We start from the raw sequence: 24,781 nt of genomic DNA on the forward strand, positions 1-24,781 counted from the left end.
CCGGGTGCAACCCGCCGCATTTCGCTTCATGACCGCCAAAACCATTCGTCACTACCTGCAGTTCAAGGATTTCTCGCTGGAAGACTACGAGTACGTGCTCGAACGCACGGGTATCCTGAAGCGCAAGTTCAAGAACTACGAGACCTATCACCCGCTGCACGACCGCACGCTCGCGATGATCTTCGAGAAGAACTCGACGCGCACGCGCCTGTCGTTCGAAGCCGGGATCTTCCAGCTCGGCGGCCACGCCGTCTTCATGAGCACGCGCGACACGCAGCTCGGTCGCGGTGAACCCGTCGAGGATTCCGCGCAGGTGATCTCGCGGATGGTCGACATCATCATGATCCGCACGTTCGAGCAGGAGATCATCCAGCGCTTCGCGGACAACTCCCGCGTGCCGGTGATCAACGGCCTGACGAACGAATACCACCCGTGCCAGGTGCTCGCCGACATCTTCACGTACTACGAGCACCGCGGCCCGATAGCCGGCAAGACCGTCGCGTGGGTCGGCGACGCGAACAACATGCTCTACACGTGGATCGAAGCCGCGCAAATCCTCGGCTTCAAGCTGCGCCTGTCCACGCCGCCCGGCTATGCGCTCGACATGAAGCTCGTGTCGCCCGACAGCGCGCCGTTCTACGAGGTGTTCGACGATCCGAACGAAGCGTGCAAGGGCGCCGATCTCGTCACCACCGACGTGTGGACGAGCATGGGCTTCGAGGCCGAGAACGAGGCCCGCAAGCAGGCATTCGCCGACTGGTGCGTCGACGAGGAGATGATGGGCCACGCGAACCCGGACGCCCTCTTCATGCACTGCCTGCCCGCGCATCGCGGCGAGGAAGTGACGGCCGGCGTGATCGACGGCCCGCAGAGCGTCGTATGGGATGAAGCGGAAAACCGCCTGCACGTGCAGAAGGCACTGATGGAGTTCCTGCTGCTCGGCCGCCTCAAGCACTGACGCGCCGGCACCCGGCAACCCATGTAAAAAGCGCCGATCGACGATCGGCGCTTTTTGTTCGGGCCCGCGAAAAGCGGTGCGAAACCCCGGTTACAGGCAGACGGGTTCGGGCTCGAGCTCGACGCCGAAATGCGCGCGCACGTCGGCCTGGATCGCCCGCGCCAGCGCGAGCACGTCGGCGCCCGTCGCGCCGCCGCGATTGACGAGCACGAGCGCCTGGCGGTCGTGCACGGCCGCCGCGCCCAGCACGCGCCCCTTCCAGCCGCAGCGGTCGATCAGCCAGCCGGCCGCGAGCTTGACCTGGCCATCCGGCTGCGGATACGACACGATCTCGGGCGCGCGGGCGCGCAGCGCCTCGAATTGCGCGGCATCGATCACCGGATTCTTGAAGAAGCTGCCCGCGTTGCCGAGGACGAGCGGATCGGGCAGCTTCGCGCGGCGGATCGCGACGACGGCGTCGAACACGTCACGCGGCGCGGCCGCATCGGGTGCGATGCCACGGGCGTCGAGTTCGCGCGTGACGTCCGCGTAGCCGAGCCGCGGCGCCCATTGCTTCGGCAGCCGGAACGTCACCGACACGATCGCGAACCGGCCAGCCCCTTCCCGCTTGAAGAAACTGTCGCGATAGCCGAACGCGCAGCGCGCGGCATCGAAGCGCTCGCTGCGCCCGGTCGCCAGCTCGACCGCGACCAGCGAGTCGAAATACACCTTCATCTCGAGACCGTATGCGCCGATGTTCTGGATCGGCGCGGCGCCGACCGTACCCGGAATCAGCGCGAGGTTCTCGAGGCCGGGCATCCCGTGCTCGAGCGTCCATGCGACGAATGCGTGCCAGTTCTCGCCGCCGCCGGCCTCGACGTACCACGCATCGTCGTCCTCGCGCACGACGCGGCGGCCCTTGATTTCATCGAGCAGCACGATACCGTCGAAATCGCGTGTGAACACGACGTTGCTGCCGCCGCCGAGCACGAGCCGCGGCAGGTTCGCGACGCGCGGGTCGCGATGGAGCGCCTCGAATTGCGACGCATGCGTGACGCGCGCGGCAAGGCGCGCGGTCGCGGCAATGCCGAACGTGTTGTGCGCGGCGAGCGGATGGTCGGGAAACAGCGACAGGGCGGAATCGTCAGGAGGCATCGGCATTCGCGGTCACGTCCGCCCGGGCGGCGCATGGCCGGCCTTGGGCAAACGGAGGGGCATCGGTAAAATGGCAAACAGTCCGCAATTATAGCGAGTGCCCGCGCGCGAGCCGGGCGCCCGCATCTCAAGGGAGGAATGCCATGCCATCGTTCGACGTCGTTTCCGAAGCGAACATGATCGAAGTGAAGAACGCCATCGAGCAGTCGAACAAGGAAATTTCGACGCGCTTCGACTTCAAGGGCTCCGACGCGCGCGTCGAGCAGAAGGAGCGCGAGCTGACGCTGTTCGCCGATGACGATTTCAAGCTCGGCCAGGTCAAGGACGTGCTGATCGGCAAGCTGGCCAAGCGCAACGTCGACGTGCGCTTCCTCGACTACGGCAAGGTCGAGAAGATCGGCGGCGACAAGGTCAAGCAGATCGTCACCGTGAAGAAGGGCGTGACCGGCGATCTCGCGAAGAAGATCGTGCGGCTCGTGAAGGACAGCAAGATCAAGGTGCAGGCGAGCATCCAGGGCGACGCGGTGCGCGTGTCGGGCACGAAGCGCGACGACCTGCAGAGCACGATCGCGATGCTGCGCAAGGACGTGACCGACACGCCGCTCGACTTCAACAACTTCCGCGACTGATCGACGGACGATCCGTCACCTCATCCTGCCGGGCCCCGCACACGCGGCGCGCCCGGCGTGCGGCAAGCGCCGCGCTTTCTCAGGCCTTGCCGCCGTCCTGTGCGCCGCCGTCCGCGGCCGCCTTCTTCTTGTCACCGATCCGGCTCTCCTGCCCCGCCAGCAGCTTCGAAATGTTGCCGCGGTGACGCCACACGAGCAGCACGCTCATCGCGAGCACGGCCCATGCGACCGGGTTGTGGCCCGTGCCGAACAGGAACACGTCGAACACCGGCGCGAACACGGCCGCCACCAGCGCCGCGAGCGACGAATAGCGGAAGAAGAACGCGACGATCAGCCAGGTCAGCGCGGTCGCGAGCCCGAGCACCGGGTGCACGGCGAGCAGCACGCCAGCCGCGGTCGCGACGCCCTTGCCGCCCTGGAAGCGGAAGAACACCGGATACAGGTGACCGAGGAACACGGCGATCGCGACCCATGCGACCGCGACGTCGGGCAGGCCGAAGCGGCGGGCGAGCCAGACGGCAATCCAGCCCTTGAACGCGTCGCCGACGAGCGTCAGGATCGCGGCCTTCTTGTTGCCGCTGCGCAGCACGTTGGTCGCGCCGGGATTCTTCGACCCGTACGAACGCGGGTCGGCCAGGCCCATCGCGCCACTGACGACGACGGCGAACGACACCGAACCGATCAGGTAGGCAACGAGGGCGGCGAGCAGGATCTGCATGCGGTGGACTCTTCTTTCAACGTATCGGTAAAGGGATGGCTGCGCGGCAAGCCCGCAAGCCGAAACGGCGCCCATTCTACCGAACGGGCGCGGCCTGCCACGAAGGTGAAACCCTCAGTCGACACTGGCGCACTGTACGGGCTGCGCGCCGAGCAGCGACGTGAGCACGGCCGGCGCAAGACTGACGAGGTAGCCGCGGCGGCCGCCGTTCAGGTAGATCGTCGGCAGTTCGAGGATCGTCGCCTCGACGTAGACGGGCATCGTCTTGCGCGTGCCGAACGGCGACGTGCCGCCGACGAGATAGCCCGAATGGCGGTTCGCGACCTCGGGCTTGCACGGTTCGACGCGCTTCGCGCCGATCTGCCGTGCGAGGTTCTTCGTCGATACCGTGCGGTCGCCGTGCATCAGCACGATCAGCGGCTTCGCATGCTCGTCTTCCATCACGAGCGTCTTCACGACGCTGTGCTCGTCGACGCCGAGCTGGCGCGCCGATTCGCCGGTGCCGCCGTGCTCGACGTAGTCGTACGGATGCTCGCCGAACGCCACGCCGTGGCGGCGCAACAGCTGGGTGGCAGGGGTTTCGGACACGTGTCTGGATTTGCTCATGGCGGCATTTTAATGGTGAACGACCGGCTGGCGCGCAATCGCGCCCTTGGGCCCTTGGGCCCTCGCACCCGCGCCGGCGGTATACTCGCGGCCCGTTTTCCGCCGGGCGGCCTGCTGCGTCGCCGCAGCGATTCCGTCCATCATCATTGCGGACATCGCGAAGCGCTATTGCCCGAATGGCCGATTGTGGCGCACGCGCCGTCATGGCACGATCGTTCGCCAACCTCGTCGGCCGCCGCCCGCCCCTTTTCTGGAGACGCCATGTCCTCGCCCCTCCGTTCTTCCGAGCCGCTCGACGTCGATGCACTGCTCGCCGCGCTGCCCCGCCGCATCGCCGACGTGCCCGCACGCCGGGCCGCCCAGGCACCCGAGCATCCGGCGCTGATCGAGGACGCACGCAGGCTGTCGTACGGCGACCTGTCGCAAGCCGTCAATGCGGCGGCCGCGCTGCTCGCCGGCCTCGGCGTGCAAGGCGGCGACCGCGTGATGATCGTCGCCGAAAACTGCGTCGCGCAGATCGTGCTGCTGTTCGCGGTCGCCCGCCTCGACGCGTGGGCGCTCGTGTCGAACGCGCGATTGTCGGCCGGCGAACTCGACGCGATCGCCGCGCACGCGCACCCGAAGCTGATCGCGTTCACCACCGACGTATCGCCCGACGCACGCACGCATGCCGCGCGGCACGGCGCGACAGCTGCCGGCGCACTGCCGGTCGACATCGGCGCGTGGTCGTATCGCGTCGACGCGAGCGCGCCTGGCGAACCGGTCGCCGCCGACGGCGCCGCGCAATGCGCGGCGCTGATCTACACGACCGGCACGACCGGCACGCCGAAAGGCGTGATGCTGTCGCATCGCAACCTGCTGTTCATCGCGGCGACATCGAGCGCGCTGCGCCGCGTGTCGCCCGACGACGTCGTCTACACGGTGCTGCCCGTGTCGCACGTGTACGGGCTCGCGTCGGTCTGCCTCGGCAGCCTGTACGCGGGCGCGACGCTGCGGCTTGCGCCGCGCTTCTCGCCGGAAGCCGTGCGCGTCGCGCTCGCCGACGAAGGCGTCACGATCTTCCAGGGCGTGCCCGCGATGCACGCGAAGCTGCTCGAACACCTGCACACGCACGGCCACGCATGGCACGCACCGCGCCTGCGCTTCGCGTATTCGGGCGGCTCGCCGCTCGACACGAACCTGAAGGCACGCGTCGAGCGCCTGTATGGCGTGCCGCTGCACAACGGCTACGGAATGACCGAGAGCAGCCCGACGATCACGCAGACACCGCTCGACGCGCCACGCACCGACAGCTCGGTCGGCGTGCCGATTCCCGGTGTGGAGATGCGGATCGTCGCGCCGGACGGCACCGACGTGCCGCCCGGCGAAGTCGGCGAGATTCGCGTACGCGGGCCGAACGTGATGCTCGGCTACTACCGCAACGCGGACGCCACCCGCGCGGCCGTGTCGCCGGACGGCTGGTTGAGTACCGGCGATCTCGCGCGGCAGGAGGCGGACGGCGCGGTGACGATCGCTGGCCGCAGCAAGGAGCTGATCATCCGCTCGGGCTTCAACGTCTATCCGGTCGAAGTCGAGCAGGTGCTGAACGCGCACCCTGACGTCGTGCAGGCGGCCGTCATCGGCCGTGCGGTCGAAGGCAACGAGGAAGTGCTCGCGTTCGTCGAACGGGTGCCCGGCGCGACCGCCGCCGAAGCGGCGCTGCACGCATGGTGCGCGGAGCGGCTCGCGCCTTACAAGCGCCCCGCGCATATCCGCGTCCTCGACGCGTTGCCGGCCGCATCGACGGGCAAGGTGCTGAAGCACAAGCTGCGCGAGCTGGTCTGACGCAGGCAGGCCGGTGCGCGCACCGGAGCCTGCGCAGCGAAACGTGCGCTAACCGCGCGGATGGTGTTGCGCGTGCAGCGTCTTCAACCGCTCGCGCGCGACGTGCGTATAGATCTGCGTGGTCGAGATGTCGCTGTGACCGAGCAGCAATTGCACGACGCGCAGGTCGGCGCCGTGGTTCAGCAGGTGCGTCGCGAACGCGTGCCGCAGCGTGTGCGGCGACAGGTGGGCGCGCACGTCCGCGTGCTGCGCGTGACGCTTGATGATGTTCCAGAACTGCTGGCGCGTCATCCCGTCGCCGCGTGCGGTCACGAACAGCGCGTCGGCCGCGCGCGCGCCGAGCAGCGCCGGCCGCGCATCGCGCAGATAGCGCTCGATCCAGCCGTGCGCGACTTCGCCGAACGGCACGAGCCGCTCCTTCGAGCCCTTGCCCATCACGCGCACGACGCCCTCGTTGAGCCCGACCTCGACGGTCTTCAACGTCACGAGTTCGCTCACGCGCAATCCGCTCGCATACATCAGCTCGAGCATCGTGCGATCGCGCAGGCCAAGCGGCGTGCCGATATCGGGCGCGCCGAGCAGCGCCTCGACCTGCGCCTCCGACAACGTCGACGGAAACCGGGCCGCCTGTTTCGCGGACGAGATCCGCAGCGTCGGGTCGGCGCTCGCGCGATGCTCGCGCACGGCCCAGCCGTAATAGCGCCGGAACACGGACAGCCGCCGGTTCGACGACGTCGCCTTGCCGTCGCTGCGCGCGGCGATGTAGCCCGTCACCATCGCTTCGTCGACCGAATCGAGCGACGTGTCGTGGGTCGCGGCCAGCCATTGGGAAAACAGCACCAGATCACGCCGGTAAGCATCGAGCGTGTTGCGTGCGAGCCCGTGCTCGAGCCACAGCGCATCGCAAAACACGTCGATCGATGCGCGGCTCGCGAGCAGCGCGGGGGACGCCGCGGCGGCATCGCCGTCGGCTTCGGGGGAAATCAGCGATTCACTCATCAGTACGGCACGCCCTCGTGCGCCAGCAGCCAGCGCTTCACTTTCTGGTAATACCCGTTGTCGTCGTGGTTCGCGAAACCGCCGAGGCCGCCCGCCGCGACGACGCGATGGCACGGGATCACGAGCGGGAAGTAGTTCGCGCCGCACGCCTGGCCGACCGCGCGCGGCGCGCTGCCGATCCGCTTCGCGACCTGGCCGTAGGTCAGCACCGCGCCGGGCGGGATATCGCTGATCACGTCCCACACGCGGTGCTGGAACGCGCTGCCGACCTCGGCGAGCGGCAGGTCGAAGCGCGCCGACGCGCGCGCGAAGTAACGTTCGATCTGCTTGACCGCGCGCTTCGCGAGCGGCGAATCCGGATCGACCGGCTTCACCGATTCGGGCAGATAGACGATCTCGCGCACCACCGCGGCATCCGTGCGGATGCCGATCTTGCCGAACGGTGCGTCGATGACTGCATTGAACATGGCCCTCTCCTGACCGATGGATGCGCGCGGCAGCGCCGCGCGCCGACGACACTTTACGCCGCCGTCACACGGCACGCAGCGCCCATTCGACATGCTCGCGCACGACCGGCGACGGATCGTCGGCCCGCGCGCGCAACGCATCGACGATCGCATCGCGCGCCTGCGGCGCGAGCCGGCCCTCACCCGCGCGCAGCGCGTTGCCGAGCCCGACCGCGAGATTGCGCAGCCAGCTTTCGTAGCCGATGCGCCGGATCGCACTGCCCTGCATCCGCGTATCGAACGTGTCCGCATCCCACGCGAACAGCTCGACGAGCGTCGCGCGGTCGAGGCCGTGCCGCACGTCGAAATCGGCGACGGGCGCGGCCTGCGCGAACTTGTTCCACGGGCACACGAGCTGGCAATCGTCGCAGCCGTACACGCGATTGCCGATCATCGGCCGCAGCGGCTCGGGGATGCTGCCTTTCAGTTCGATCGTCAGGTACGAGATGCAGCGGCGCGCGTCGACGCGGTACGGCTCGACGATCGCGCCGGTCGGGCATGCGTCGATGCAGCGCGTGCAACTGCCGCAGTGGGCGCCGGGCGTCTCGGGCGCGGTGTCGGGCGATGTGTGCGCGTCGGTCGGCAGCGGAACGTCGACGTAGATCTCGCCGAGGAAGAACAGCGAACCCGCATCGCGCTGCAGCAGCAGCGTATGCTTGCCGCGCCAGCCGACGCCGGCCTTCTGCGCAAGCTCGACCTCGAGCACGGGCGCCGAATCGGTGAACACGCGGTAGCCGAACGCGCCGATCGCCTGCTCGATGCGCTCGGCGAGCGTCTGCAGCCGGTTGCGTAGCACCTTGTGATAGTCGCGGCCGCGCGCATAGATCGACACGACGGCCGCCTGCGGATCGTTGAGCCGGGCCTGTTCGCGCGCGCGCCAGTCGTGCGGTGCGAGTGCGCCGGGCGCACCGTCAGCGAGTGTTTGAGCCGGCAAATAGGCGAGCCGCGCGGAGATCACGCGTCGCGTACCGGCCACAAGTTCGGCCGGACGCGCGCGTTTCATCCCATGTTTCGCCATATAATCCATTTCGCCGTGGTATCCGGCTTCCAGCCAGGCGGCGAGGCCTGCTTCGGCATCCGAGAGATCGGTATCGCTGATGCCGATCGCCCCGAAACCCAATTCGCGCCCCCACGCCCTGATGCGCGCGGCGAGCGCAGTCAACGCCGCATCGTCGAGCGCGCACGGTGCCGCGCCTTCGGCACGAGTCGAAGGCCTGTCGGATGCGGCGAGTTCCGGTAATCGGTTCATCGCACTATTTTACGAGAATGCCAGCCACGCCCAGCCAACCGCCTCACGACGCCATGCTGCCCGCCCTGCTCGCGGAGCGCGTGATCGCGCTCGCCGACGAAGCGGCGACCGAGGCCTTCGGCACCCGCTTCGCGCACGCGCTCGACGCGGCGCGCATCGAGCTCGCCCGCGCGCATGCGTTCGACGGGCTGCAGATCCAGCTGGTCGGCGACCTCGGCGCGGGCAAGACGTCCCTCGTGCGCGCCATCCTGCGCGGCCTCGGCCACACGGGGCGCGTGCGCAGCCCGACCTATACGCTCGTCGAACCGTACGCGCTCGAACGCGAGGATGGGGAACTCGAGGTCTATCACTTCGATCTGTATCGTTTCAACGATCCGGCCGAATGGTCCGACGCAGGCTTTCGCGAATATTTCAATTCCAGCGCGATCTGCCTCGTCGAATGGCCACAACAGGCGGGCACGCTGCTCGGCGTACCCGATCTGGTTTTCTCGCTCGACGTGGATGGCGACGGCCGCGTCCTCACCGTCCGGGCGTACAGCGCTTCAGGAAAGGCATGTCTCGAAAGATGTTGATCAAACCGTTCCGCTCGATCGAATCGGCGGCCACCGCGACGCACAACTGGCGGCGTCGCCAGATCCTGCGCGCGGGCGCGTCGACGCTGGTGCTCGGTCTCGTCGCGCCGCGGCTCGCGCACGCGTCGTCGGTGCTCGGCGTGCGCGTGTGGCCAGCACGCGATTACACGCGCGTCACGATCGAATCCGACCAGCCGCTGCAGAATACCCAACAGTTGCTACAGGGTCCCGACCGCCTCGTCGTCGACCTGAGCGGCCTCGATCTCGACCAGGCGCTGCGCGATCTCGTGTCGAAGATCGCGCCGAACGATCCGCAGATCCAGTCGGTGCGCGTCGGCCAGTATCAGCCGCACGTCGTGCGGATGGTGTTCGACCTGAAAGGTTCGGTGAAGCCGCAGGTGTTCACGCTGCCGCCGGTCGGCGCCTACAAGTACCGGCTCGTGTTCGACCTGTATCCGGCCGTCGCGCCCGATCCGCTGTCCGACCTGATCGCGCAGACGGAACGCAAGGAACAGGCGCTCAACGACACCGCGCGCGCGCAGCAGATGCAGCCGCCGTCCACGCTGGCCGGCCCGGGCACCCCGCCGCCCGCCGCGGGCGACAACAGCGATGCGTTCTTCCAGCGCTTCGCGCAGAACACGCCGGCCACGCCGCACACGCCGCACGCCGCCGGCACGCCTTCGACGCCCACGAAGCCGGCCGTCAAGCCGCCGCCGGTCATCGCACGCCGCGACGACAGCGACGACGACGGCGACACCTACAAGTTCACCGCACCGAAATCCGGCAAGGGCGGCACCGTGCGCCTGCTGACGGTGGCGATCGATCCGGGCCACGGCGGCGAGGATCCGGGCGCGATCGGCGGCGGCGGCACGTATGAGAAGCACATCGCGCTCGACATCGCGAAGAAGCTGCGCGCGAAGATCGACGGCGCGCCGAACATGCGCGCGATGATGACGCGCGACGCCGACTTCTTCGTGCCGCTGAACGTGCGCGTGCAGAAGGCGCGCCGCGTGGGCGCGGATCTCTTCGTGTCGATCCATGCGGACGCGTTCACGACGCCGTCCGCGCGCGGCTCGTCGGTGTTCGCGCTGTCCGATCACGGCGCGACGAGTGCCGCGGCGCGCTGGATGGCGAACAAGGAAAACTCGTCCGACCTGATCGGCGGCATCAACATCAAGACGGCGGATGCGGCCGTGAACCGCGCGCTGTTCGACATGTCGACGACCGCGCAGATCCGCGACTCGCTGCGCTACGGCAACTATGTGCTGAAGGAAGTCGGCGGCATCAACAAGCTGCACAAGGGCTCGGTCGAACAGGCCGGGTTCGCGGTGCTAAAGGCTCCCGACATTCCGTCGATCCTCGTCGAGACCGCGTTCATCAGCAACCCGGAAGAGGAGAGCCGGCTGAACGACGACAGCTATCGCGACCAGATGGCCGACGCGATCTTCCGCGGCATCAAGCGCTATTTCGCCGCGAATCCGCCGCTCGCGAAGAGCCGGATGGCCTGACGGCCGTATCCAGTCATACTCGGCCACCCCGCCCCGCCGCCGGCACGCACTGCGTGCCGGCGCGTCACGATGCCGCGAAGCGGCGCATCAGTTTCCCGCCGAACACGTTCACCGCGAGCCCGCCCATCACGAGCGCCGTGCCGATCAGCTGCGCGCGCGTCAGATGCTCGTCGAGCAGCAGCGCCGACGAAGCCAGGCCGACGATCGGCACCAGCAGCGAGAATTGCGCGACCTGCGCGGCCGGATAGCGCGACAGCAGGCGGCTCCAGAGCCCGTAGCCGAGCAGCGTCGCGACGAACGCGAGATAGACGACCGCGAAGATCGACGCCCCGTTCAGCCCGGCGAGCGCGGTCGCGATCCGCTGCGGCCCTTCGAACCACAGCGACAGCAGGAAGAACGGCACGGGCGGCACGAGGCTCGCCCACACGACGAGCGACACGAGGTTCGCCCGGCCGACCTTCTTCGTGACGATGTTGCCGAACGCCCACATCGCGGCCGAACAGATCGTCAGCAGGAAGCCCGCGAGCGTCATTGCGCGGCCGCCCTGCGCCGCGATCACGACGAGCCCGCCCGCGGCGATCGCGAGCCCGAGCAGGTTCTGCATGCGCAGCCGCTCGCCGAGGAACAGCATCGCGAACACGAGCGTGAAGAATGCCTGCGACTGCAGCACGAGCGACGCGAGGCCGGCGGGCATGCCGACGTACATGCCGGTGAACAGGAACACGAACTGGCCGAGCTGGATCGTCGCGCCGTACAGCACCAGCAGGCGCCACGGAATCTGCGGCCGGCGCACGAAGAACACCGCGGGCACGGCCGCGAGCGTGAAGCGCAGCGCGCCCAGCAGCATCGGCGGCATGCCGTGCAGGCCGACCTTGATCACGACGAAGTTCACGCCCCACGCCAGGATCACGACCAGCGCAAGCAGCAAGTCCTTCGGGGCCATCATCGGCGTCTCCTCGATTGTCGAATCGTTGTGCAAGATGTTCTCGAACCCTGTCGCTTCGCGCCAGGCTCCCGAAGAGGCGATCCATCAAAGGGATTGCCTGCGGGGCAGAAAATACCGGGACGGCCCGGCGTTTTCCCGGGAAGCCGGTCAGTCTACCGGGTTTCGGCACCCGGCCCGATACCCGCGCGGCGCGAATGGAATCGGCGGCGGACGGCCAGTACAATGACCGGCATCTGCCCCGCCGCCCCACAGGATCCGCCATGACCGCCCCGATCAAAGCCCTGCTGAAGCCGCACGTGCGCGACATCGGCAACCTGCAGGTGCGCCGCACGCTGCCCGCACTCGCCGCACGCCTCGTCGGCCCGTTCATCTTCTTCGATCACATGGGACCCGCCACGCTGCCGCCCGGCACGGGGCTCGACGTGCGGCCGCACCCGCACATCGGTCTCGCCACCGTCACCTACCTGTTCGACGGCGCGATCCTGCACCGCGACAGCCTCGGATCGCTGCAGGAGATCGTGCCGGGCGACGTGAACTGGATGACGGCCGGCCGCGGGATCGTCCACTCCGAACGCACGCCCGACGCGCAGCGCGAAAACGGCCACACCGTGCACGGGATCCAGACCTGGGTCGCACTGCCGCGCGCGCACGAGACGACCGAGCCGTCGTTCGAGCACCATCCGGCCGACACGCTGCCGAAGCGCAACGAGGACGGCGTGTCGCTGACGGTGATCGCCGGCGATGCGTTCGGGCTGCGCTCGCCGGTCACGACGTTCTCGCGCACGCTGTATGTCGCGGCCGAATTCGCGGCCGGCGGCCGCCTCGAACTCGACGCATCGCACGAGGAGCGCGCGGTCTACGTGGTCGACGGCGAGCTCGCGATCGACGGCACGCCGGTGCCCGCCGAGCAGATGGCCGTGCTCGCGCCCGGTGCCGCAGTCACGCTGACGAGCGGCAGCGGCGCGCGCGCGATGCTGCTCGGCGGCGACAAGATCGACGGCGAACGCTTCATCGAATGGAACTTCGTCGCCAGCAGCCGCGAAGCGATCGAACGCGCGAAAGAAGCATGGACGCGCCAGGAAATGGGCAAGGTGCCGGGCGAGACCGAGTGGATTCCGCTGCCCGAGTCGAAGCCGCGTTGAAAAAGGGGCGCTCCGCCCCCATCCTGACGACATTCGAACGAAAGAGAACGACATGGACACCACGCTTGCCACATTCGAGAAAGACGTCATCGAGGCGTCGCTGGACGCCCCCGTGCTGGTCGACTTCTGGGCGCCGTGGTGCGGCCCGTGCAAGACGCTCGGCCCGCTGCTGGAAAAACTCGAAGGCGATTACGAAGGCCGCTGGAAGCTCGTGAAGGTCAACGTCGACGAGAACCAGGAACTCGCCGCGCACTTCCAGACCCGCAGCATCCCGCACGTGATCGCGTTCGCCGACGGGCGCCCGGTCGACCAGTTCGTCGGCGTGCTGCCCGAAGGCCAGCTGCGCGCCTTTCTCGACCGGCTGCTGCCGGCCCCCGAGGAAGCCGAACGGCGCGCCGCGCAATACGCGATCGCCGAAGAGCGCCACGACGACGCGCTCACGCACCTCGAGGCGGCGCTCGCGCTGAATCCCGGCTTCGACGACGCACGCCTCGACCTGATCGAACTGCTGCTCGCGAGCAACCAGATCGACGCCGCGCGCGCCGAGACGGAACGCCTGTCGCCGCAGACCGTGCAAGGCGGCGACCCGCGCTACCAGGCGATCAAGACTCGTTTCGACGCCCTCGAAGCCACGGCCGACCTGCCGCCGACCGACGCACTCGAAGCGCGCATCGCGGCCAACCCGGCCGATCTCGACGCGCGCTTCGATCTCGCGCAGAGCCTGATCGCGCGGCGTGCGTATGAAGGGGCGCTGGAACAGTTGCTGGAAATCGTCACGCGCGACCGCGCGTACGGCGACGATCTCGGCCGCCGCACGATGATCTCGGTATTCGAGCTGGCCGGCGACCGCCCGGAACTCGTCGCCGGATGGCGGCGCAAGCTGAGCATGGCGCTCAACTGAGGGACGACCGGCCGGGCCGCAACGGCCCGGCTGCGTAACAGCCCGACTGCATAACAGCCCCGCATCGCATGCGGCGCGGCGCGCATCACGCGCCGCGGCATCGCGCCCGCGCCCGCGTGTCGCGCGCTCAGCCGGCGGCCTGCGCCGCGATCGCGCGCAGCGCATGCGCGGCGGCCGCGAAGCCGAAGCTCGCGGTCACGCACACGCTCGAACCGAATCCCGCACAGTTGAGCCCCGCGACGTGCGCGGCCGCGGACGGCTCCGCACCGTCCTCGAGATCGCAGGCGGCCGCTTCCGGATAGATCAGCGGCTCGTCCGAATACACGGCGCTGACCTTGAAACGCGCCTTCGGCCCGCGCGGAAAGCCGTGCTGCTTGCGCAACTGCGCGCGCACCTTCGACAGCAGCGGATCCTGGATCGTCAGCGCGAGATCGTCGATCCGGATGCGCGTCGGGTCGAGCTGGCCGCCCGCGCCGCCGACCACGACGAGCGGCTGACGCTTCGCGACGCACCACGCGATCAGCGCGACCTTCGTGCGCACGCTGTCGATCGCGTCGATCACGTAGTCGAAACCGCCGCCGAGCAGCGCGTCGAAGTTGTCGGGCTCGACGAAATCCTCGATCCGGTTCACGCGGCACGCGGGGTCGATCAGCGCGATCCGCTCGGCCATCGCGTCCACCTTCGGCTTGCCGTAATTGCCGTCGAGCGCGTGGATCTGCCGGTTCGTATTGCTTTCCGCGACGTTGTCGAGATCGATCAGCGTGAGCGTGCCGACCGCGTTGCGTGCGAGCGCCTCGGCCACCCACGACCCGACGCCGCCGATCCCGATCACCGCGACGTGCGCGCGCTCGAACGCGGCGGCGGCCGGCGCGCCGTACAGCCGCGCGACGCCGCCGAAGCGCCGCGCGCGATCCACGTCAAGCTGGATTTCCGGGGTCGGGGTAAGATCAGAAGAACTGGGCGGGGCGGTGTCGGCGGCGGGCATGGCAGCAAGGAAAACGTAAGTCGTGCAGCCCTCTATTTTGCCTGAACTCCCCGCTCGCACGCGCCACTGTGCACGCACGTTTCTTGCGCGTTGGCTACAATGGTTCCAGATTGAAGCGTTTGCATAACATGACGACTCTCGCCGATCTCCGCATCAATTATTCGCGTGCTTCGCTCGACGAAGCCGATGTCGCCCACGACCCCTTCGCCCAGTTCGACCGCTGGTTCAAGGAGGCGCTTGCCGCCAAGCTGCCCGAGCCGAACACGATGACGCTCGCGACCGTCGGCGCCGACGGCCGGCCCTCGGCACGCATCGTGCTCATCAAGGGCGTCGACGAACGCGGGTTCGTCTTCTTCACCAATTACGAAAGCCGCAAGGGGCACGACCTCGCCGCGCATCCGCAGGCAGCGCTGCTGTTCTACTGGATCGAGCTCGAGCGCCAGGTGCGCATCGAAGGCCGGATCGAGAAAACCAGCGCCGAGGAAAGCGACCGCTATTTCGCGTCGCGCCCGCTCGGCTCGCGCATCGGCGCATGGGCGTCCGAGCAGAGCGCGGTGATCGACAGCCGCGCGACGCTCGAAGCGCAGGAAAAGGCCGTCAGCGAACGCTACGGCGACAACCCGCCGCGCCCGCCCCACTGGGGCGGCTACCGCCTCGTGCCCGATTCGATCGAGTTCTGGCAGGGCCGCCCGTCGCGGCTGCACGACCGTCTGCTCTATACGCGCGACGCCAACGCTTCGTCAGGCTGGTCGATCTCGCGCCTGTCGCCGTAAGCGCGGCGCCGGCGCACGCCGGTCGTGTCTCGTGTTGCATCCGGGCGCCCGCCGCGCAAGCTGCGGGCGCCGGTCAAGATACTTGGCTGTATTCGATTCAACGAACAAACGGAGAATCCAAATGTTCTGGGAAAAGAAGCTGGCACAGTGGGCGGACGAAGTACGGGCGAAAGCGAACATACCGGCGCGCCTCGTGCTGTGGAACGGCGACCAACTCGATTTCGGCACCTTCAGCGCGCCGCAGGTCACGCTGAAGGTGAACAGCGCGTCGGCGCTGCCGCTCTTGCTCGAACCGAGCCTCGACAATCTCGGCGAGGCCTACGTGAAGGGCAAGATCGACATCGAAGGCAAGCTGTCGGACATCATCAACATCGGCTACTCGCTCGCGCGCAGCACGGTGACGAGCGCGAGCAAGCTCGCGCGCGTGAAGCGCTACTTCAATCACACGAAGAGCACCGACAAGAAGGCGATCCAGTATCACTACGACGTCTCGAACGAGTTCTACAAGCTGTGGCTCGACGAGAACATGGTGTACTCGTGCGCCTACTTCGAGAACGGCGACGAGGATCTCGCCACCGCGCAGATCAAGAAGATCGACCACATCCTGACGAAGATCCAGCTCGAGCCCGGCCAGCGCCTGCTCGACATCGGCTGCGGCTGGGGTGCGCTCGTGCTGCGCGCCGCGCAGAAGTTCGGCGCGCAGTGCCTCGGCGTCACGCTGTCGCAGAACCAGTTCGACCTCGCGACCGCGCGCGTGAAGGCGGCCGGGCTGGAGGACAGGATCGAGATCCGGCTGCAGGACTACCGCGAGATCGACGGCCAGTTCGACCGCATCACGAGTGTCGGGATGTTCGAGCACGTCGGGCGCAAGAACCTGCCGCTCTATTTCACGCGGATTCATGACCTGCTCGTCGACGACGGCATCGCGATGAACCACGGGATCACGTCAACCGACGCGGAAAGCGGCGAAACCGCGCTCGGCGGCGGCGAGTTCATCGACCGCTACGTGTTCCCGGACGGCGAGCTGCCGCACATCAGCCTCGCGCTGGAGGCCGCGCAGCGCGGCGGACTGGAAGCGATTGACGTCGAAAGCCTGCGACGGCACTATGCGCGCACGCTCGACATCTGGACCGAAAACTTCGAAGCGAAGGCAGAAGCGGCGCGACAACTCGTCGACGACGAAAAATTCCGCATCTGGCGCGTGTATCTCGCCGGCTGCGCGTATGCGTTCGAGCACGACGACGTGTCGATCTTCCAGATCGTGTGCCGCAAGGCCGGACGCAGCGCGAAAACGCTGCCGTGGTCGCGGCGCTATATGTACGAACACGCGCTGCCGCGCTAGGCGGCGCTTCACGCTGGGCATGCATGGGTGACGGCAGGACGCGGCGCAAGGGGCCGCCGGAACGACAGCAGCACGACGACGCGCACGCGCCGCACGCCGACGGGCAATTCGACCTGTTCGGCGTGCCGGCCGACGCTGCACGCGCGTCGCCCGAGGACGACGGCCCGCCTGCCCGCACCGACGAACACGTGAATCCGGACGCGCGTGACGACGCGCAGCCGGCACCGCGCTCCCGCTCCCGTTCTTCCGACGAAACACCGCCTGCCGCTTCCGGCATGCTGTGGGACGAACCGTCCCCGCCAGCCGCGCCGCCGAAGAAAGGCCGGCGCCGACGCGGCGTGCTGCCCGCGCCGATCGCCCCCGAGGTGGCCGACGCGGCGGCCGGCCTGCCGCCGAACGTTCGGCTCGGCACGTCGTCGTGGTACTTCCCCGGCTGGGACGGCATCGTCTACGACGGCGATTTCGCGCAGACCAAGCTGTCGCGCGAAGGGCTCGAAGCGTACGGCGCACATCCGCTGCTGAAGAGCGTGAGCCTCGACCGGTCGTTCTACGGCCCGCTGTCGGTCGCCGATTACCTGCGCTACGCGCAGCAGGTGCCCGACGATTTCCGCTTCGTCGTGAAGGCGCCGGCCTCCGTGACCGACGCGGTCATCCGCGGCCGGCGCGGCGAGCCGTCGGGGCCGAACCCGACCTTCCTCGACGCGCAGCTCGCCACCCGCGAGTTCGTGCAGCCGTGCCTCGAAGGGCTCGGCCGGAAAGCCGGCGTGCTCGTGTTCCAGTTCTCGCCGCTGCCCGACCAGCTGCTCGCGCAGCCGGCCGCGCTGATCGACCGGCTCGCCGCGTTCTTCGCGGCGCTGCCGCCGCTGCCGCCCGCCGGACGCCGACGGCACCCGCTATGCGATCGAGATTCGCGACGCGAGCCTGCTCACGCCGCGTTTCATCCGCGCGCTCGCCGCGCTCGGTGTGCGCTACTGCGTCGGCCTGCACGCGCGGATGCCCGACGCGCTGCGCCAGGCGGCCGCGCTCGCCCTGCTCGACGGCGACGCGCCGGGCCCGCTGATCGTGCGCTGGAGCCTGCACAGCGGCTTCAAGTACGAACAGGCGAAAGCGAAATACGAGCCGTTCGACAAGCTCGTCGACGAGGATCCGGCCACGCGCTCGGCGCTCGCCGAACTGGCCGCGCGCTATGCGCTGGCCGGGCAGCCGGTGATCATCACGATCAACAACAAGGCGGAAGGCTCCGCGCCGCTGTCGTGCATCGCGCTCGCGCGCGAGATCGCCGCCGCGTGCGCGCAGTGGCGCAACGAGGCGGCCTGACGCCCATTTGCGCCGGCTCCCGCCGTTCCGGCGCTTACGCGCCGCGCAGCGACTTCAGCCGGTGCGAGAACTTCTGCCGGAATTTCGCGAGCTTCGGCCCGATCACGACCGAGCAATAGCCCTGCCCCGGGTTACGCGCGTAATAGTTCTGGTGATAATCCTCGGCCGGCCAGTAGTTGCCGTCGAGCGGCACGACCTGCGTGACGATCGGCTGCCCGAACACCTGCTCGCGCTCCAGCTCGCGGATCACGTCGAGCGCCGTGTCGCGTTGCGCGTCCGAATGCGTGAACACGACCGAACGGTACTGCGTGCCGACGTCGTTGCCCTGCCGGTTCAACTGGGTCGGATCGTGCGTCGCGAAGAAGATCTCGAGGATCTCGCGATAGCCGATGCGCGCCGGATCGAACGTCACGTTGACGACTTCCGCGTGGCCCGTGTCGCCTTCGCAGATGTCGCGATAGCCGGGATTGCGCGTATGGCCGCCCGCGTAGCCCGACCGGACGGCCGTCACGCCGTCGACGTCGAGAAACACCGCCTCCGTGCACCAGAAACACCCGCCTCCCAATGTCGCGGTTTCAAGCATCTCGTTCACCATGAAATCAGTCCTTCGTTGATGTCGGCAGCCGGCACGCATGCGCCGGCGCCACCGTTCCGTCTCGCCGCTGCCCACCCGGGGGCGGGTCGCAACGGCACTGCGGCAAGTATCTCACTCGCGCGCGAACCTGACAGGTTGCACAGGTACCGCGCACGACCGGCCGCCCGCTTTCTCGTCTACACTTAGGCACGCGCGAGCGCGGCGGCAAACCCGCTGCCTCGCGCAAAGCGCCCGATGCGTGCCCGCCCCTGATGCAAACATCATCTGCCGGAACATCGATATGCATGCCTTAACAGACATCACCTGCATCACTCGCCCGGCCGTCGCCGCATCGCGGGCTGCCGCTTCGACCGTGCCCCCCCCTTGCCGTACGTCCGTCTCGCCCCGCGTGCGGCGATCCGGAACACCGCCTTTCTCCGCTTTCACGATCTGATGCACGGCGCGCCGCACGTGTCGCCGACGCGTGCACCCGCCTGCCGATCGCGCCTGCCGGCGCCACGCGCGCCGCGCGGCAACCCCGACCCGCACGCCCGCAACGAACGGCCGTGCGTCAACGATCCGAACCCATCGAGAGGGCATCACCATGAGCATGCGACCTGACCCGACGTTTCACGCTTCGCCCGAGCTTGCGATGCAGGCGCCGGCGGAAGAGTTTGCCTATACGTTGTTGCTGAGCCCCGATTTTTCCAGACCCGACGCGCTCGCCGTGATCGACGTGAAGCCCGGCTCGCCGACCTACGGAAAAATCGTGCATACGGTGACGATGCCCAACACCGGCGACGAGTTTCACCACTTCGGCTGGAATGCCTGTTCGTCGTCGCTGTCGCCGCTGACCGGCCATGCGTTCCTCGAACGCCGCTTCCTGATCATCCCCGGCCTGCGCTCGTCGCGCATCTACGTGATCGACACGAAGCCGCATCCGACGCAGGCGCGCATCCACAAGATCGTCGAGCCCGACGAGATCTTCTCGAAAACCGGCTATTCGCGGCCGCACACCGTTCACTGCGGCCCCGAAGGCATCTATGTGAGCACGCTTGGCGGCGCGGGCAAGGACGGCACCGACGGCGCGCCCGGCATCTTCATCATGGATTGCGAAACCTTCGACGTGCTCGGCCGCTGGGAGATCGACCGCGGCCCGCAGGACAAGCACTACGACTTCTGGTGGAACCTGCCGCGCGACTACATGGTGTCGAGCGAATGGGCGCTGCCGCCGCAATTCGAGAACGGCATCGTGCCCGAGGACCTGCTCGCGAACAAATACGGGCACCGGCTGCATTTCTGGGACCTGCGCGCGCGGCGCAACGTGCAGACGATCGATCTCGGCGCGCAGCACCAGATGGCGCTCGAAGTGCGGCCCGCGCACGACCCGGTGCGCGAATACGGGTTCGTCGGCGTCGTGGTCGACACGACGAATCTCGAAGGCTCGATCTGGACCTGGTGGCGCGAAGGCGGCAAGTTCCATGTGAAGAAGACCGCGACCATCCCGGCCGAGCCGGCCGCGGCCGACGAACTGCCGCCGCTGCTGAAATCGTTCGGCGCGGTGCCGCCGCTCGTGACCGACATCGACCTGTCGCTCGACGACCGCTTCCTCTACGTGTCGTGCTGGGGCACCGGCGAGATGCGCCAGTACGACGTATCGGACCCGCACAACCCGGTGCTCGCGGGATCGGTCCGCATCGGCGGCATCGCGCGCCGTGCGCCGCATTCGAACGGACGCGCATTCGCGGGCGGCCCGCAGATGGTCGAGATCAGCCGCGACGGCCGGCGCGTGTACTGGACCAATTCGCTCTATTCGACGTGGGACGACCAGTTTTATCCGGATGGCGTGCCGGCCGCGCAGGTGCTCGCGCATGCGGGGCCGGAAGGCGGGCTGACGCTCGCCGACGATTACTGGGTCGAGTTCCCCGAAGGCTATCGCGCGCACCAGATCCGGCTCGAAGGCGGCGACTGCTCGACCGACTCGTTCTGCTATCCGTCGGTCAAGCGTTGAACGCCGGCCTTCACGCCCAGTTCGCGCTGTGGGCGGCCGTGCTCGCGAGCGGGGTGTATCACGGGCTCAACCCCGCGATGGGCTGGCCGCTCGCGGTGTCGAACGCGCTGATGACGCGCCGCGGCGGTGCACTCGTCGCGGCGCTCGGCTATCTCGCGCTCGGCCATGCGCTCGCGGTCTTCGCGGTGATGCTGCCGTTCGGGCTGCTCGCCGCGCTGCTTGCCTGGCAATCGGCGATCCGGATCGGCGCGAGCGCGCTCGTGATCGGCTTCGGCGCCGTGCTGCTGATCCGGCGCCGGCATCCGCGTGCGCTCGCGCGGATCCCGCCCGCGCGGCTCGGCCTGTGGTCGTTCGCGGTCGCGATCGCGCATGGCGCGGGGCTGATGCTGGTACCGATCTACCTCGGGCTCTGCGGGCTCGACCGGGACGCCGGCCACCGGGCGGCGGCCACGCTCGTCGATGCGCATCTCGGGATGGCGCTCGTCGTCGCGGCCGTGCATGCAATCGCGATGATCGGCGCCGGCGGCGGGCTCGCGTGGCTCGTGTACCGCTATCTCGGGCTGAAGTTCGTGTCGCGGAGCTGGTTCAATCTCGATGCGGTGTGGGCGTCGAGCCTGATCGTGACGGGCGCGCTGTCGCTCGGACTGGCGGCGGCGCGATAGATGGCGCGGGGATCGGCGGTTGGGAGATGCAACTGCGCAGGACCGTGCGGCGGCCCCGTTCGAAAAACGCGACAGAACGGCGTTGCCGGCCGCGCGCGATTGCCCGTCCTGCCGCGCGCCGCAGTGTTCGCTACGTCACCCTGCCCCCTCGATGCGCCGCCTGGCCGGGCCCGGCGGCCCCGATTCCGCTAAAATCGGGCCATGCGCACCCCTTCCCCATCGACCGCCTTGTCGCCTTTCGTCCGCCGTGCCCGCCCCGCTCGCGTCGCGCCGCGCCCGCCCGTCTCGTTCCGGATGGCTGCCCGATGAGCCAGGCCAATCCCCCGGATTTCGACTCGGCCGCTTTCCGGCAAGCGCTCGGCCAGTTCGCAACGGGCGTGACGGTGATCACGACGCGCGCGCCGTCCGGACAGCTGATCGGCATCACCGCCAGCTCGTTCAACTCGGTATCGCTCGATCCGCCGCTCGTGCTGTGGAGCCTCGCGCACAAATCGGCGTCGACGCCCGTGTTCCGCGGCAACAGCCACTATGTGGTGAACGTACTTGCGGCCTCGCAGCTCGACCTGTGCAAGCGCTTCTCGACCTACAAGGGCGACCGCTTCGAAGGAATCGCGCATGCGGCCGGCAACTCCGGGATGCCCGTGCTCGACGGCGCGCTCGCATGGTTCGAATGCCACAACCGCAGCCGCTATGACGAAGGCGACCACGTGATCTTCGTCGGCGAGGTCGAACGCTGCGGCGTGCGCGCCGCATCGGACACGACACCGCCGCTCGTATTCCACGGCGGCGGCTTCCACGGCCTTACACCGCTTTGATCGCTCCCGTGCGCGCCAGCCCGACCGGCGCGCCGGCTTCGTCCTTCAGCGTCTGCAGCACGATGTTCGAACGGATGTCCATGACGCCCGGCGCCTTGTAGAGCCGGTTCAGCACGAAATCCGAGTAGTGCTTGAGGTTGTGCGCGAGCACGCGCAGCAGATAGTGACTCTCGCCCGTCACGACGAACGCGCCGACCACCTCCGGCCATTCGCGCAACGCTTCCGCGAAGCGCTCGTGCCATTGATTTTCTTCGTTGCGCATCGATACCTGCACGAACGCCTCGAGCTCGAAGCCGAGCTTCTCGCGGCTCAGGCACGCGCGATAGTGCTCGATCACACCCTGCTCCTCGAGCAGGCGCATGCGGCGCAGGCAGGCGGATGGCGAAAGCGAAATGCGTTCCGCCAGGTCGAGATTGCTGATTCTGCCCTCTTCCTGCAGTACCGCCAGAATCCGGCAGTCGGTGGCATCGAGCGTGATCGCGTGCATTTTTGGTCCCCGTTTTCCCTCTGAGTCGAATTATCTGCCAATCCGGCGGTTTGTCCATGTTTATTTCGCAAGCACTTTCTGCGAGCGTCCACCTATCATTCGAAGCATCGACTCACCGAATCGTCATGCCATGGACACCCTCTGGGACATCTCGCCGCCTGTCAGCCCCGCCACCCCCGTGTGGCCGGGCGATACGCCGGTTTCCGTCGAACGCGTGTGGCGGATGGAGGCCGGCTCGCCGGTCAACGTCGCACGCCTGACGCTGTCGCCGCACACGGGCGCGCACTGCGACGCGCCGCTGCATTACGACGCCGACGGCGCGCCGATCGGCGCCGTGCCGCTCGACACCTATCTCGGCCCGTGCCGCGTGATCCATTGCATCGGCGCATCGCCGGTCGTGCAGCCGGCCGATGTCGCGGCCGCGCTCGACGGCGTGCCGCCGCGCGTGCTGCTGCGCACGTATGCACGTGCCAGCGTCGAACGGTGGGACAGCGACTTCTGCGCGGTCGCGCCCGAGACCGTCGACCTGCTCGCCGCGCACGGCGTGAAGCTGATCGGCATCGATACGCCGTCGCTCGACCCGCAGGAATCGAAGACGATGGATGCGCATCACCGCGTGCGCGCGCACCGGATGGCGATCCTCGAAGGCATCGTGCTCGACGACGTGCCGCCCGGCGACTACGAACTGATCGCACTGCCGCTGAAATTCGCGACGCTCGACGCGAGCCCCGTGCGCGCGGTGCTGCGCGCGCTGTCCGCGCGTGCCTCCTGATTACCCCGACTGACGACTCAAATCATGATCAAGACCCGTGAAGACGCACTCGCGCTCGACCGCGACGATCCGCTCGCCCCGCTGCGCGACCAGTTCTCCCTGCCCGACGGCGTGATCTATCTCGACGGCAACTCGCTCGGCGCGCAGCCGCGCGCATCGGCCGCCCGCGCGCAGCAGGTGATCGGCGCCGAATGGGGCGAAGGCCTGATCCGCAGCTGGAACACGGCCGGCTGGTTCGCGTTGCCGCGCCGTCTCGGCGACAAGCTCGCGACGCTGATCGGCGGCGCACCGGGCGAAACGGTCGTCACCGACACCATCTCGATCAACCTGTTCAAGCTGCTGTCGGCGATGCTGCGCCACCAGGCCGAGCGCGCGCCCGAGCGCCGCGTGATCGTGTCGGAGCGCTCGAACTTCCCGACCGACCTGTATATCGCGCAGGGGCTGATCGAGCAGCTCGGCGGCAACTATGAACTGCGCCTGATCAACGATCCGGCCGACCTGCCGGCCGCGCTCGGCGCGGACACGGCCGTCGCGATGATCACGCACGTGAATTACCGCACCGGCTACATGCACGACATGCCGGCCGTCACGCAGCTCGTGCACGACGCGGGCGCGCTGATGCTGTGGGACCTCGCGCACTCGGCCGGCGCGGTGCCGGTCGACCTGAACGGCGCGCGCGCCGACGGCGCGGTCGGCTGCACGTACAAGTACCTGAACGGCGGCCCGGGTTCGCCCGCATTCGTGTGGGTGCCGCAGCGTCATCACGCACACTTCTCGCAGCCGCTGTCCGGCTGGTGGGGCCACCGCGCACCGTTCGCGATGCAGCCGGGCTTCGCGCCCGATCCGGGCATCGCGCGCTTCCTGTGCGGCACGCAGCCGATCGTGTCGATGTCGATGGTCGAATGCGGGCTCGACGTGTTCCTGCAAACCGACATGCAGGCGATCCGCCGCAAATCGCTCGCGCTGACCGATGCCTTCATCGCGCTCGTCGAAGCACGCTGCGCGGGCCTGTCGCTGAAGCTCGTCACGCCGCGCGCGCATCACCAGCGCGGCTCGCAGGCGAGCTTCGAGCATCCGCACGGCTACGAGGTGATGCAGGCGCTGATCGCGCGCGGCGTGATCGGCGACTACCGAGAGCCGTACGTGCTGCGCTTCGGCTTCACGCCGCTCTATGTGCGCTTCGTCGACGTGTGGGATGCCGTCGAGACGCTGCGCGACATCCTCGCCACCGACGCCTGGAAGGCGCCCGAGTTCGCCGAACGCGGCGCGGTGACCTGACCGGCCTTGCCCGGCGCGCACCACGGTCACGCGGATTGCGCGCCGCGCCCCGTCATTCAAATCTGGAGATAGT

24 protein-coding genes and 1 pseudogene are annotated in these 24,781 nt (G+C 68.3%); 15 read left to right on the forward strand and 10 right to left on the reverse strand.

The genetic code is table 11. The features are described 5' to 3' along the window. Positions 1-28 precede the first annotated feature (28 nt). Positions 29-958 carry an ornithine carbamoyltransferase gene (gene argF, locus APZ15_RS00680; RefSeq protein WP_027789281.1) on the forward strand — a complete coding sequence of 310 codons (930 nt, stop codon included), beginning with the start codon at positions 29-31 and terminating at the stop codon, positions 956-958. A 90-nt stretch (positions 959-1,048) separates the two neighbouring features. On the opposite strand, the gene murB is transcribed toward argF, so the two are convergent. Then, a complete protein-coding gene (gene murB, locus APZ15_RS00685) occupies positions 1,049-2,098 on the reverse strand; it encodes a UDP-N-acetylmuramate dehydrogenase (protein WP_027789280.1) in 1,050 nt (349 codons plus the stop codon). A gap of 137 nt (positions 2,099-2,235) precedes the next feature. Between murB and APZ15_RS00690 the strand changes: the two genes are divergently transcribed. Then, the gene (locus APZ15_RS00690) at positions 2,236-2,721 is read left to right on the forward strand and encodes a YajQ family cyclic di-GMP-binding protein (protein WP_021162564.1); all 486 of its coding nucleotides are present in this window, start codon (positions 2,236-2,238) and stop codon (positions 2,719-2,721) included. A gap of 79 nt (positions 2,722-2,800) precedes the next feature. On the opposite strand, the gene plsY is transcribed toward APZ15_RS00690, so the two are convergent. Both plsY and ybaK read right to left on the reverse strand, forming a co-directional pair. After that, on the reverse strand, positions 2,801-3,439 hold the full coding sequence (gene plsY / locus APZ15_RS00695; protein WP_027789279.1) for a glycerol-3-phosphate 1-O-acyltransferase PlsY: 639 nt from the start codon (positions 3,437-3,439) through the stop codon (positions 2,801-2,803). A 114-nt stretch (positions 3,440-3,553) separates the two neighbouring features. After that, positions 3,554-4,045, reverse strand: a complete 492-nt coding sequence (ybaK, locus tag APZ15_RS00700) for a Cys-tRNA(Pro) deacylase (protein WP_027789278.1) — start codon at positions 4,043-4,045, stop codon at positions 3,554-3,556. A 261-nt stretch (positions 4,046-4,306) separates the two neighbouring features. Between ybaK and APZ15_RS00705 the strand changes: the two genes are divergently transcribed. Then, positions 4,307-5,869: a class I adenylate-forming enzyme family protein gene (locus APZ15_RS00705; RefSeq protein ID WP_027789277.1), complete on the forward strand. Its 1,563-nt coding sequence runs from the start codon at positions 4,307-4,309 to the stop codon at positions 5,867-5,869. A 48-nt stretch (positions 5,870-5,917) separates the two neighbouring features. On the opposite strand, the gene xerD is transcribed toward APZ15_RS00705, so the two are convergent. The 3 genes from xerD to queG all read right to left on the reverse strand — a co-directional run bounded on the left by xerD (position 5,918) and on the right by queG (position 8,623). Beyond that, a complete protein-coding gene (gene xerD, locus APZ15_RS00710; protein WP_027789276.1) occupies positions 5,918-6,868 on the reverse strand; it encodes a site-specific tyrosine recombinase XerD in 951 nt (316 codons plus the stop codon). Further along, complete coding sequence (locus tag APZ15_RS00715) at positions 6,868-7,335, reverse strand: methylated-DNA--[protein]-cysteine S-methyltransferase (protein ID WP_027789275.1); 468 nt, start codon at positions 7,333-7,335, stop codon at positions 6,868-6,870. The genes xerD and APZ15_RS00715 overlap by 1 nt, the downstream gene beginning before the upstream one ends. A 64-nt stretch (positions 7,336-7,399) precedes the next feature. Then, positions 7,400-8,623 (reverse strand): tRNA epoxyqueuosine(34) reductase QueG, encoded by a 1,224-nt coding sequence (gene queG / locus APZ15_RS00720; protein WP_027789274.1) that lies wholly within the window; start codon positions 8,621-8,623, stop codon positions 7,400-7,402. Positions 8,624-8,640: 17 nt separating this feature from the next. Here queG and tsaE point away from each other — a divergent pair, with 17 nt between their 5' ends. Together tsaE and APZ15_RS00730 are read left to right on the forward strand one after the other, a co-directional pair. After that, entirely contained in the window at positions 8,641-9,195 is a 555-nt protein-coding gene (gene tsaE, locus APZ15_RS00725) for a tRNA (adenosine(37)-N6)-threonylcarbamoyltransferase complex ATPase subunit type 1 TsaE (protein WP_027789273.1), read from the forward strand. Then, positions 9,177-10,703, forward strand: a complete 1,527-nt coding sequence (locus APZ15_RS00730; RefSeq protein ID WP_027789272.1) for an N-acetylmuramoyl-L-alanine amidase — start codon at positions 9,177-9,179, stop codon at positions 10,701-10,703. The genes tsaE and APZ15_RS00730 overlap by 19 nt, the downstream gene beginning before the upstream one ends. 64 nt (positions 10,704-10,767) lie before the next feature. Here APZ15_RS00730 and APZ15_RS00735 read toward each other — a convergent pair whose 3' ends face one another. Next, positions 10,768-11,646 carry an EamA family transporter gene (locus tag APZ15_RS00735; protein ID WP_027789271.1) on the reverse strand — a complete coding sequence of 293 codons (879 nt, stop codon included), beginning with the start codon at positions 11,644-11,646 and terminating at the stop codon, positions 10,768-10,770. A 263-nt stretch (positions 11,647-11,909) separates the two neighbouring features. Between APZ15_RS00735 and APZ15_RS00740 the strand changes: the two genes are divergently transcribed. Together APZ15_RS00740 and trxA are read left to right on the forward strand one after the other, a co-directional pair. Beyond that, positions 11,910-12,791, forward strand: a complete 882-nt coding sequence (locus APZ15_RS00740) for a pirin family protein (RefSeq protein WP_021162553.1) — start codon at positions 11,910-11,912, stop codon at positions 12,789-12,791. A 52-nt stretch (positions 12,792-12,843) separates the two neighbouring features. After that, on the forward strand, positions 12,844-13,692 hold the full coding sequence (gene trxA / locus APZ15_RS00745) for a thioredoxin (protein WP_027789270.1): 849 nt from the start codon (positions 12,844-12,846) through the stop codon (positions 13,690-13,692). Positions 13,693-13,819: 127 nt separating this feature from the next. Here trxA and APZ15_RS00750 read toward each other — a convergent pair whose 3' ends face one another. Beyond that, positions 13,820-14,677 carry a tRNA threonylcarbamoyladenosine dehydratase gene (locus tag APZ15_RS00750; protein WP_027789269.1) on the reverse strand — a complete coding sequence of 286 codons (858 nt, stop codon included), beginning with the start codon at positions 14,675-14,677 and terminating at the stop codon, positions 13,820-13,822. Between the two features lie 128 nt (positions 14,678-14,805). Between APZ15_RS00750 and pdxH the strand changes: the two genes are divergently transcribed. The 3 genes and pseudogenes from pdxH to APZ15_RS00765 all read left to right on the forward strand — a co-directional run bounded on the left by pdxH (position 14,806) and on the right by APZ15_RS00765 (position 18,109). Continuing rightward, positions 14,806-15,450, forward strand: a complete 645-nt coding sequence (gene pdxH / locus APZ15_RS00755) for a pyridoxamine 5'-phosphate oxidase (RefSeq protein ID WP_027789268.1) — start codon at positions 14,806-14,808, stop codon at positions 15,448-15,450. Positions 15,451-15,571: 121 nt separating this feature from the next. Continuing rightward, a complete protein-coding gene (locus APZ15_RS00760; RefSeq protein WP_027789267.1) occupies positions 15,572-16,792 on the forward strand; it encodes an SAM-dependent methyltransferase in 1,221 nt (406 codons plus the stop codon). 23 nt (positions 16,793-16,815) lie between these two features. Further along, a pseudogene (locus tag APZ15_RS00765) lies at positions 16,816-18,109 on the forward strand (DUF72 domain-containing protein). Positions 18,110-18,143: 34 nt separating this feature from the next. Here APZ15_RS00765 and msrA read toward each other — a convergent pair. Then, positions 18,144-18,704 (reverse strand): peptide-methionine (S)-S-oxide reductase MsrA, encoded by a 561-nt coding sequence (gene msrA, locus APZ15_RS00770; RefSeq protein ID WP_027789266.1) that lies wholly within the window; start codon positions 18,702-18,704, stop codon positions 18,144-18,146. Between the two features lie 583 nt (positions 18,705-19,287). Between msrA and APZ15_RS00780 the strand changes: the two genes are divergently transcribed. The 3 genes from APZ15_RS00780 to APZ15_RS00790 all read left to right on the forward strand — a co-directional run bounded on the left by APZ15_RS00780 (position 19,288) and on the right by APZ15_RS00790 (position 22,171). Then, the gene (locus APZ15_RS00780; RefSeq protein ID WP_027789264.1) at positions 19,288-20,694 is read left to right on the forward strand and encodes a selenium-binding protein SBP56-related protein; all 1,407 of its coding nucleotides are present in this window, start codon (positions 19,288-19,290) and stop codon (positions 20,692-20,694) included. Then, positions 20,691-21,356, forward strand: a complete 666-nt coding sequence (locus APZ15_RS00785; RefSeq protein ID WP_027789263.1) for a hypothetical protein — start codon at positions 20,691-20,693, stop codon at positions 21,354-21,356. Before APZ15_RS00780 ends, APZ15_RS00785 begins: the two co-directional genes overlap by 4 nt. Before the next feature lie 305 nt (positions 21,357-21,661). Continuing rightward, on the forward strand, positions 21,662-22,171 hold the full coding sequence (locus APZ15_RS00790) for a flavin reductase family protein (protein ID WP_021162543.1): 510 nt from the start codon (positions 21,662-21,664) through the stop codon (positions 22,169-22,171). On the opposite strand, the gene APZ15_RS00795 is transcribed toward APZ15_RS00790, so the two are convergent. Continuing rightward, positions 22,158-22,658, reverse strand: coding sequence for an Lrp/AsnC family transcriptional regulator (locus tag APZ15_RS00795; RefSeq protein WP_006477992.1), 501 nt, complete (start codon positions 22,656-22,658; stop codon positions 22,158-22,160). The genes APZ15_RS00790 and APZ15_RS00795 overlap by 14 nt on opposite strands. A 130-nt stretch (positions 22,659-22,788) precedes the next feature. Between APZ15_RS00795 and kynB the strand changes: the two genes are divergently transcribed. After that, positions 22,789-23,430 (forward strand): arylformamidase, encoded by a 642-nt coding sequence (gene kynB, locus APZ15_RS00800; protein ID WP_027789262.1) that lies wholly within the window; start codon positions 22,789-22,791, stop codon positions 23,428-23,430. A gap of 24 nt (positions 23,431-23,454) precedes the next feature. Further along, complete coding sequence (gene kynU, locus APZ15_RS00805; protein ID WP_034195855.1) at positions 23,455-24,708, forward strand: kynureninase; 1,254 nt, start codon at positions 23,455-23,457, stop codon at positions 24,706-24,708. Positions 24,709-24,781: the final 73 nt, after the last annotated feature.

The organism is Burkholderia cepacia ATCC 25416 (genome assembly GCF_001411495.1).
In the GTDB taxonomy this organism is placed as follows: domain Bacteria; phylum Pseudomonadota; class Gammaproteobacteria; order Burkholderiales; family Burkholderiaceae; genus Burkholderia; species Burkholderia cepacia.

Coding starts and splice junctions, on each gene's coding strand:
- argF (WP_027789281.1), top strand. CDS start 29: ATGACCGCCAAAACCATTCGTCACTACCTGCAGTTCAAGGATTTCTCG.
- kynB (WP_027789262.1), top strand. CDS start 22,789: ATGGACACCCTCTGGGACATCTCGCCGCCTGTCAGCCCCGCCACCCCC.
- pdxH (WP_027789268.1), top strand. CDS start 14,806: ATGACGACTCTCGCCGATCTCCGCATCAATTATTCGCGTGCTTCGCTC.
- trxA (WP_027789270.1), top strand. CDS start 12,844: ATGGACACCACGCTTGCCACATTCGAGAAAGACGTCATCGAGGCGTCG.
- APZ15_RS00715 (WP_027789275.1), bottom strand. CDS start 7,335: ATGTTCAATGCAGTCATCGACGCACCGTTCGGCAAGATCGGCATCCGC.
- APZ15_RS00730 (WP_027789272.1), top strand. CDS start 9,177: ATGTCTCGAAAGATGTTGATCAAACCGTTCCGCTCGATCGAATCGGCG.
- APZ15_RS00690 (WP_021162564.1), top strand. CDS start 2,236: ATGCCATCGTTCGACGTCGTTTCCGAAGCGAACATGATCGAAGTGAAG.
- APZ15_RS00740 (WP_021162553.1), top strand. CDS start 11,910: ATGACCGCCCCGATCAAAGCCCTGCTGAAGCCGCACGTGCGCGACATC.
- ybaK (WP_027789278.1), bottom strand. CDS start 4,045: ATGAGCAAATCCAGACACGTGTCCGAAACCCCTGCCACCCAGCTGTTG.
- APZ15_RS00760 (WP_027789267.1), top strand. CDS start 15,572: ATGTTCTGGGAAAAGAAGCTGGCACAGTGGGCGGACGAAGTACGGGCG.
- APZ15_RS00790 (WP_021162543.1), top strand. CDS start 21,662: ATGAGCCAGGCCAATCCCCCGGATTTCGACTCGGCCGCTTTCCGGCAA.
- APZ15_RS00780 (WP_027789264.1), top strand. CDS start 19,288: ATGAGCATGCGACCTGACCCGACGTTTCACGCTTCGCCCGAGCTTGCG.
- APZ15_RS00735 (WP_027789271.1), bottom strand. CDS start 11,646: ATGGCCCCGAAGGACTTGCTGCTTGCGCTGGTCGTGATCCTGGCGTGG.
- APZ15_RS00750 (WP_027789269.1), bottom strand. CDS start 14,677: ATGCCCGCCGCCGACACCGCCCCGCCCAGTTCTTCTGATCTTACCCCG.
- APZ15_RS00705 (WP_027789277.1), top strand. CDS start 4,307: ATGTCCTCGCCCCTCCGTTCTTCCGAGCCGCTCGACGTCGATGCACTG.
- tsaE (WP_027789273.1), top strand. CDS start 8,641: ATGCCAGCCACGCCCAGCCAACCGCCTCACGACGCCATGCTGCCCGCC.
- APZ15_RS00795 (WP_006477992.1), bottom strand. CDS start 22,658: ATGCACGCGATCACGCTCGATGCCACCGACTGCCGGATTCTGGCGGTA.
- xerD (WP_027789276.1), bottom strand. CDS start 6,868: ATGAGTGAATCGCTGATTTCCCCCGAAGCCGACGGCGATGCCGCCGCG.
- murB (WP_027789280.1), bottom strand. CDS start 2,098: ATGCCGATGCCTCCTGACGATTCCGCCCTGTCGCTGTTTCCCGACCAT.
- msrA (WP_027789266.1), bottom strand. CDS start 18,704: ATGGTGAACGAGATGCTTGAAACCGCGACATTGGGAGGCGGGTGTTTC.
- kynU (WP_034195855.1), top strand. CDS start 23,455: ATGATCAAGACCCGTGAAGACGCACTCGCGCTCGACCGCGACGATCCG.
- queG (WP_027789274.1), bottom strand. CDS start 8,623: ATGAACCGATTACCGGAACTCGCCGCATCCGACAGGCCTTCGACTCGT.
- plsY (WP_027789279.1), bottom strand. CDS start 3,439: ATGCAGATCCTGCTCGCCGCCCTCGTTGCCTACCTGATCGGTTCGGTG.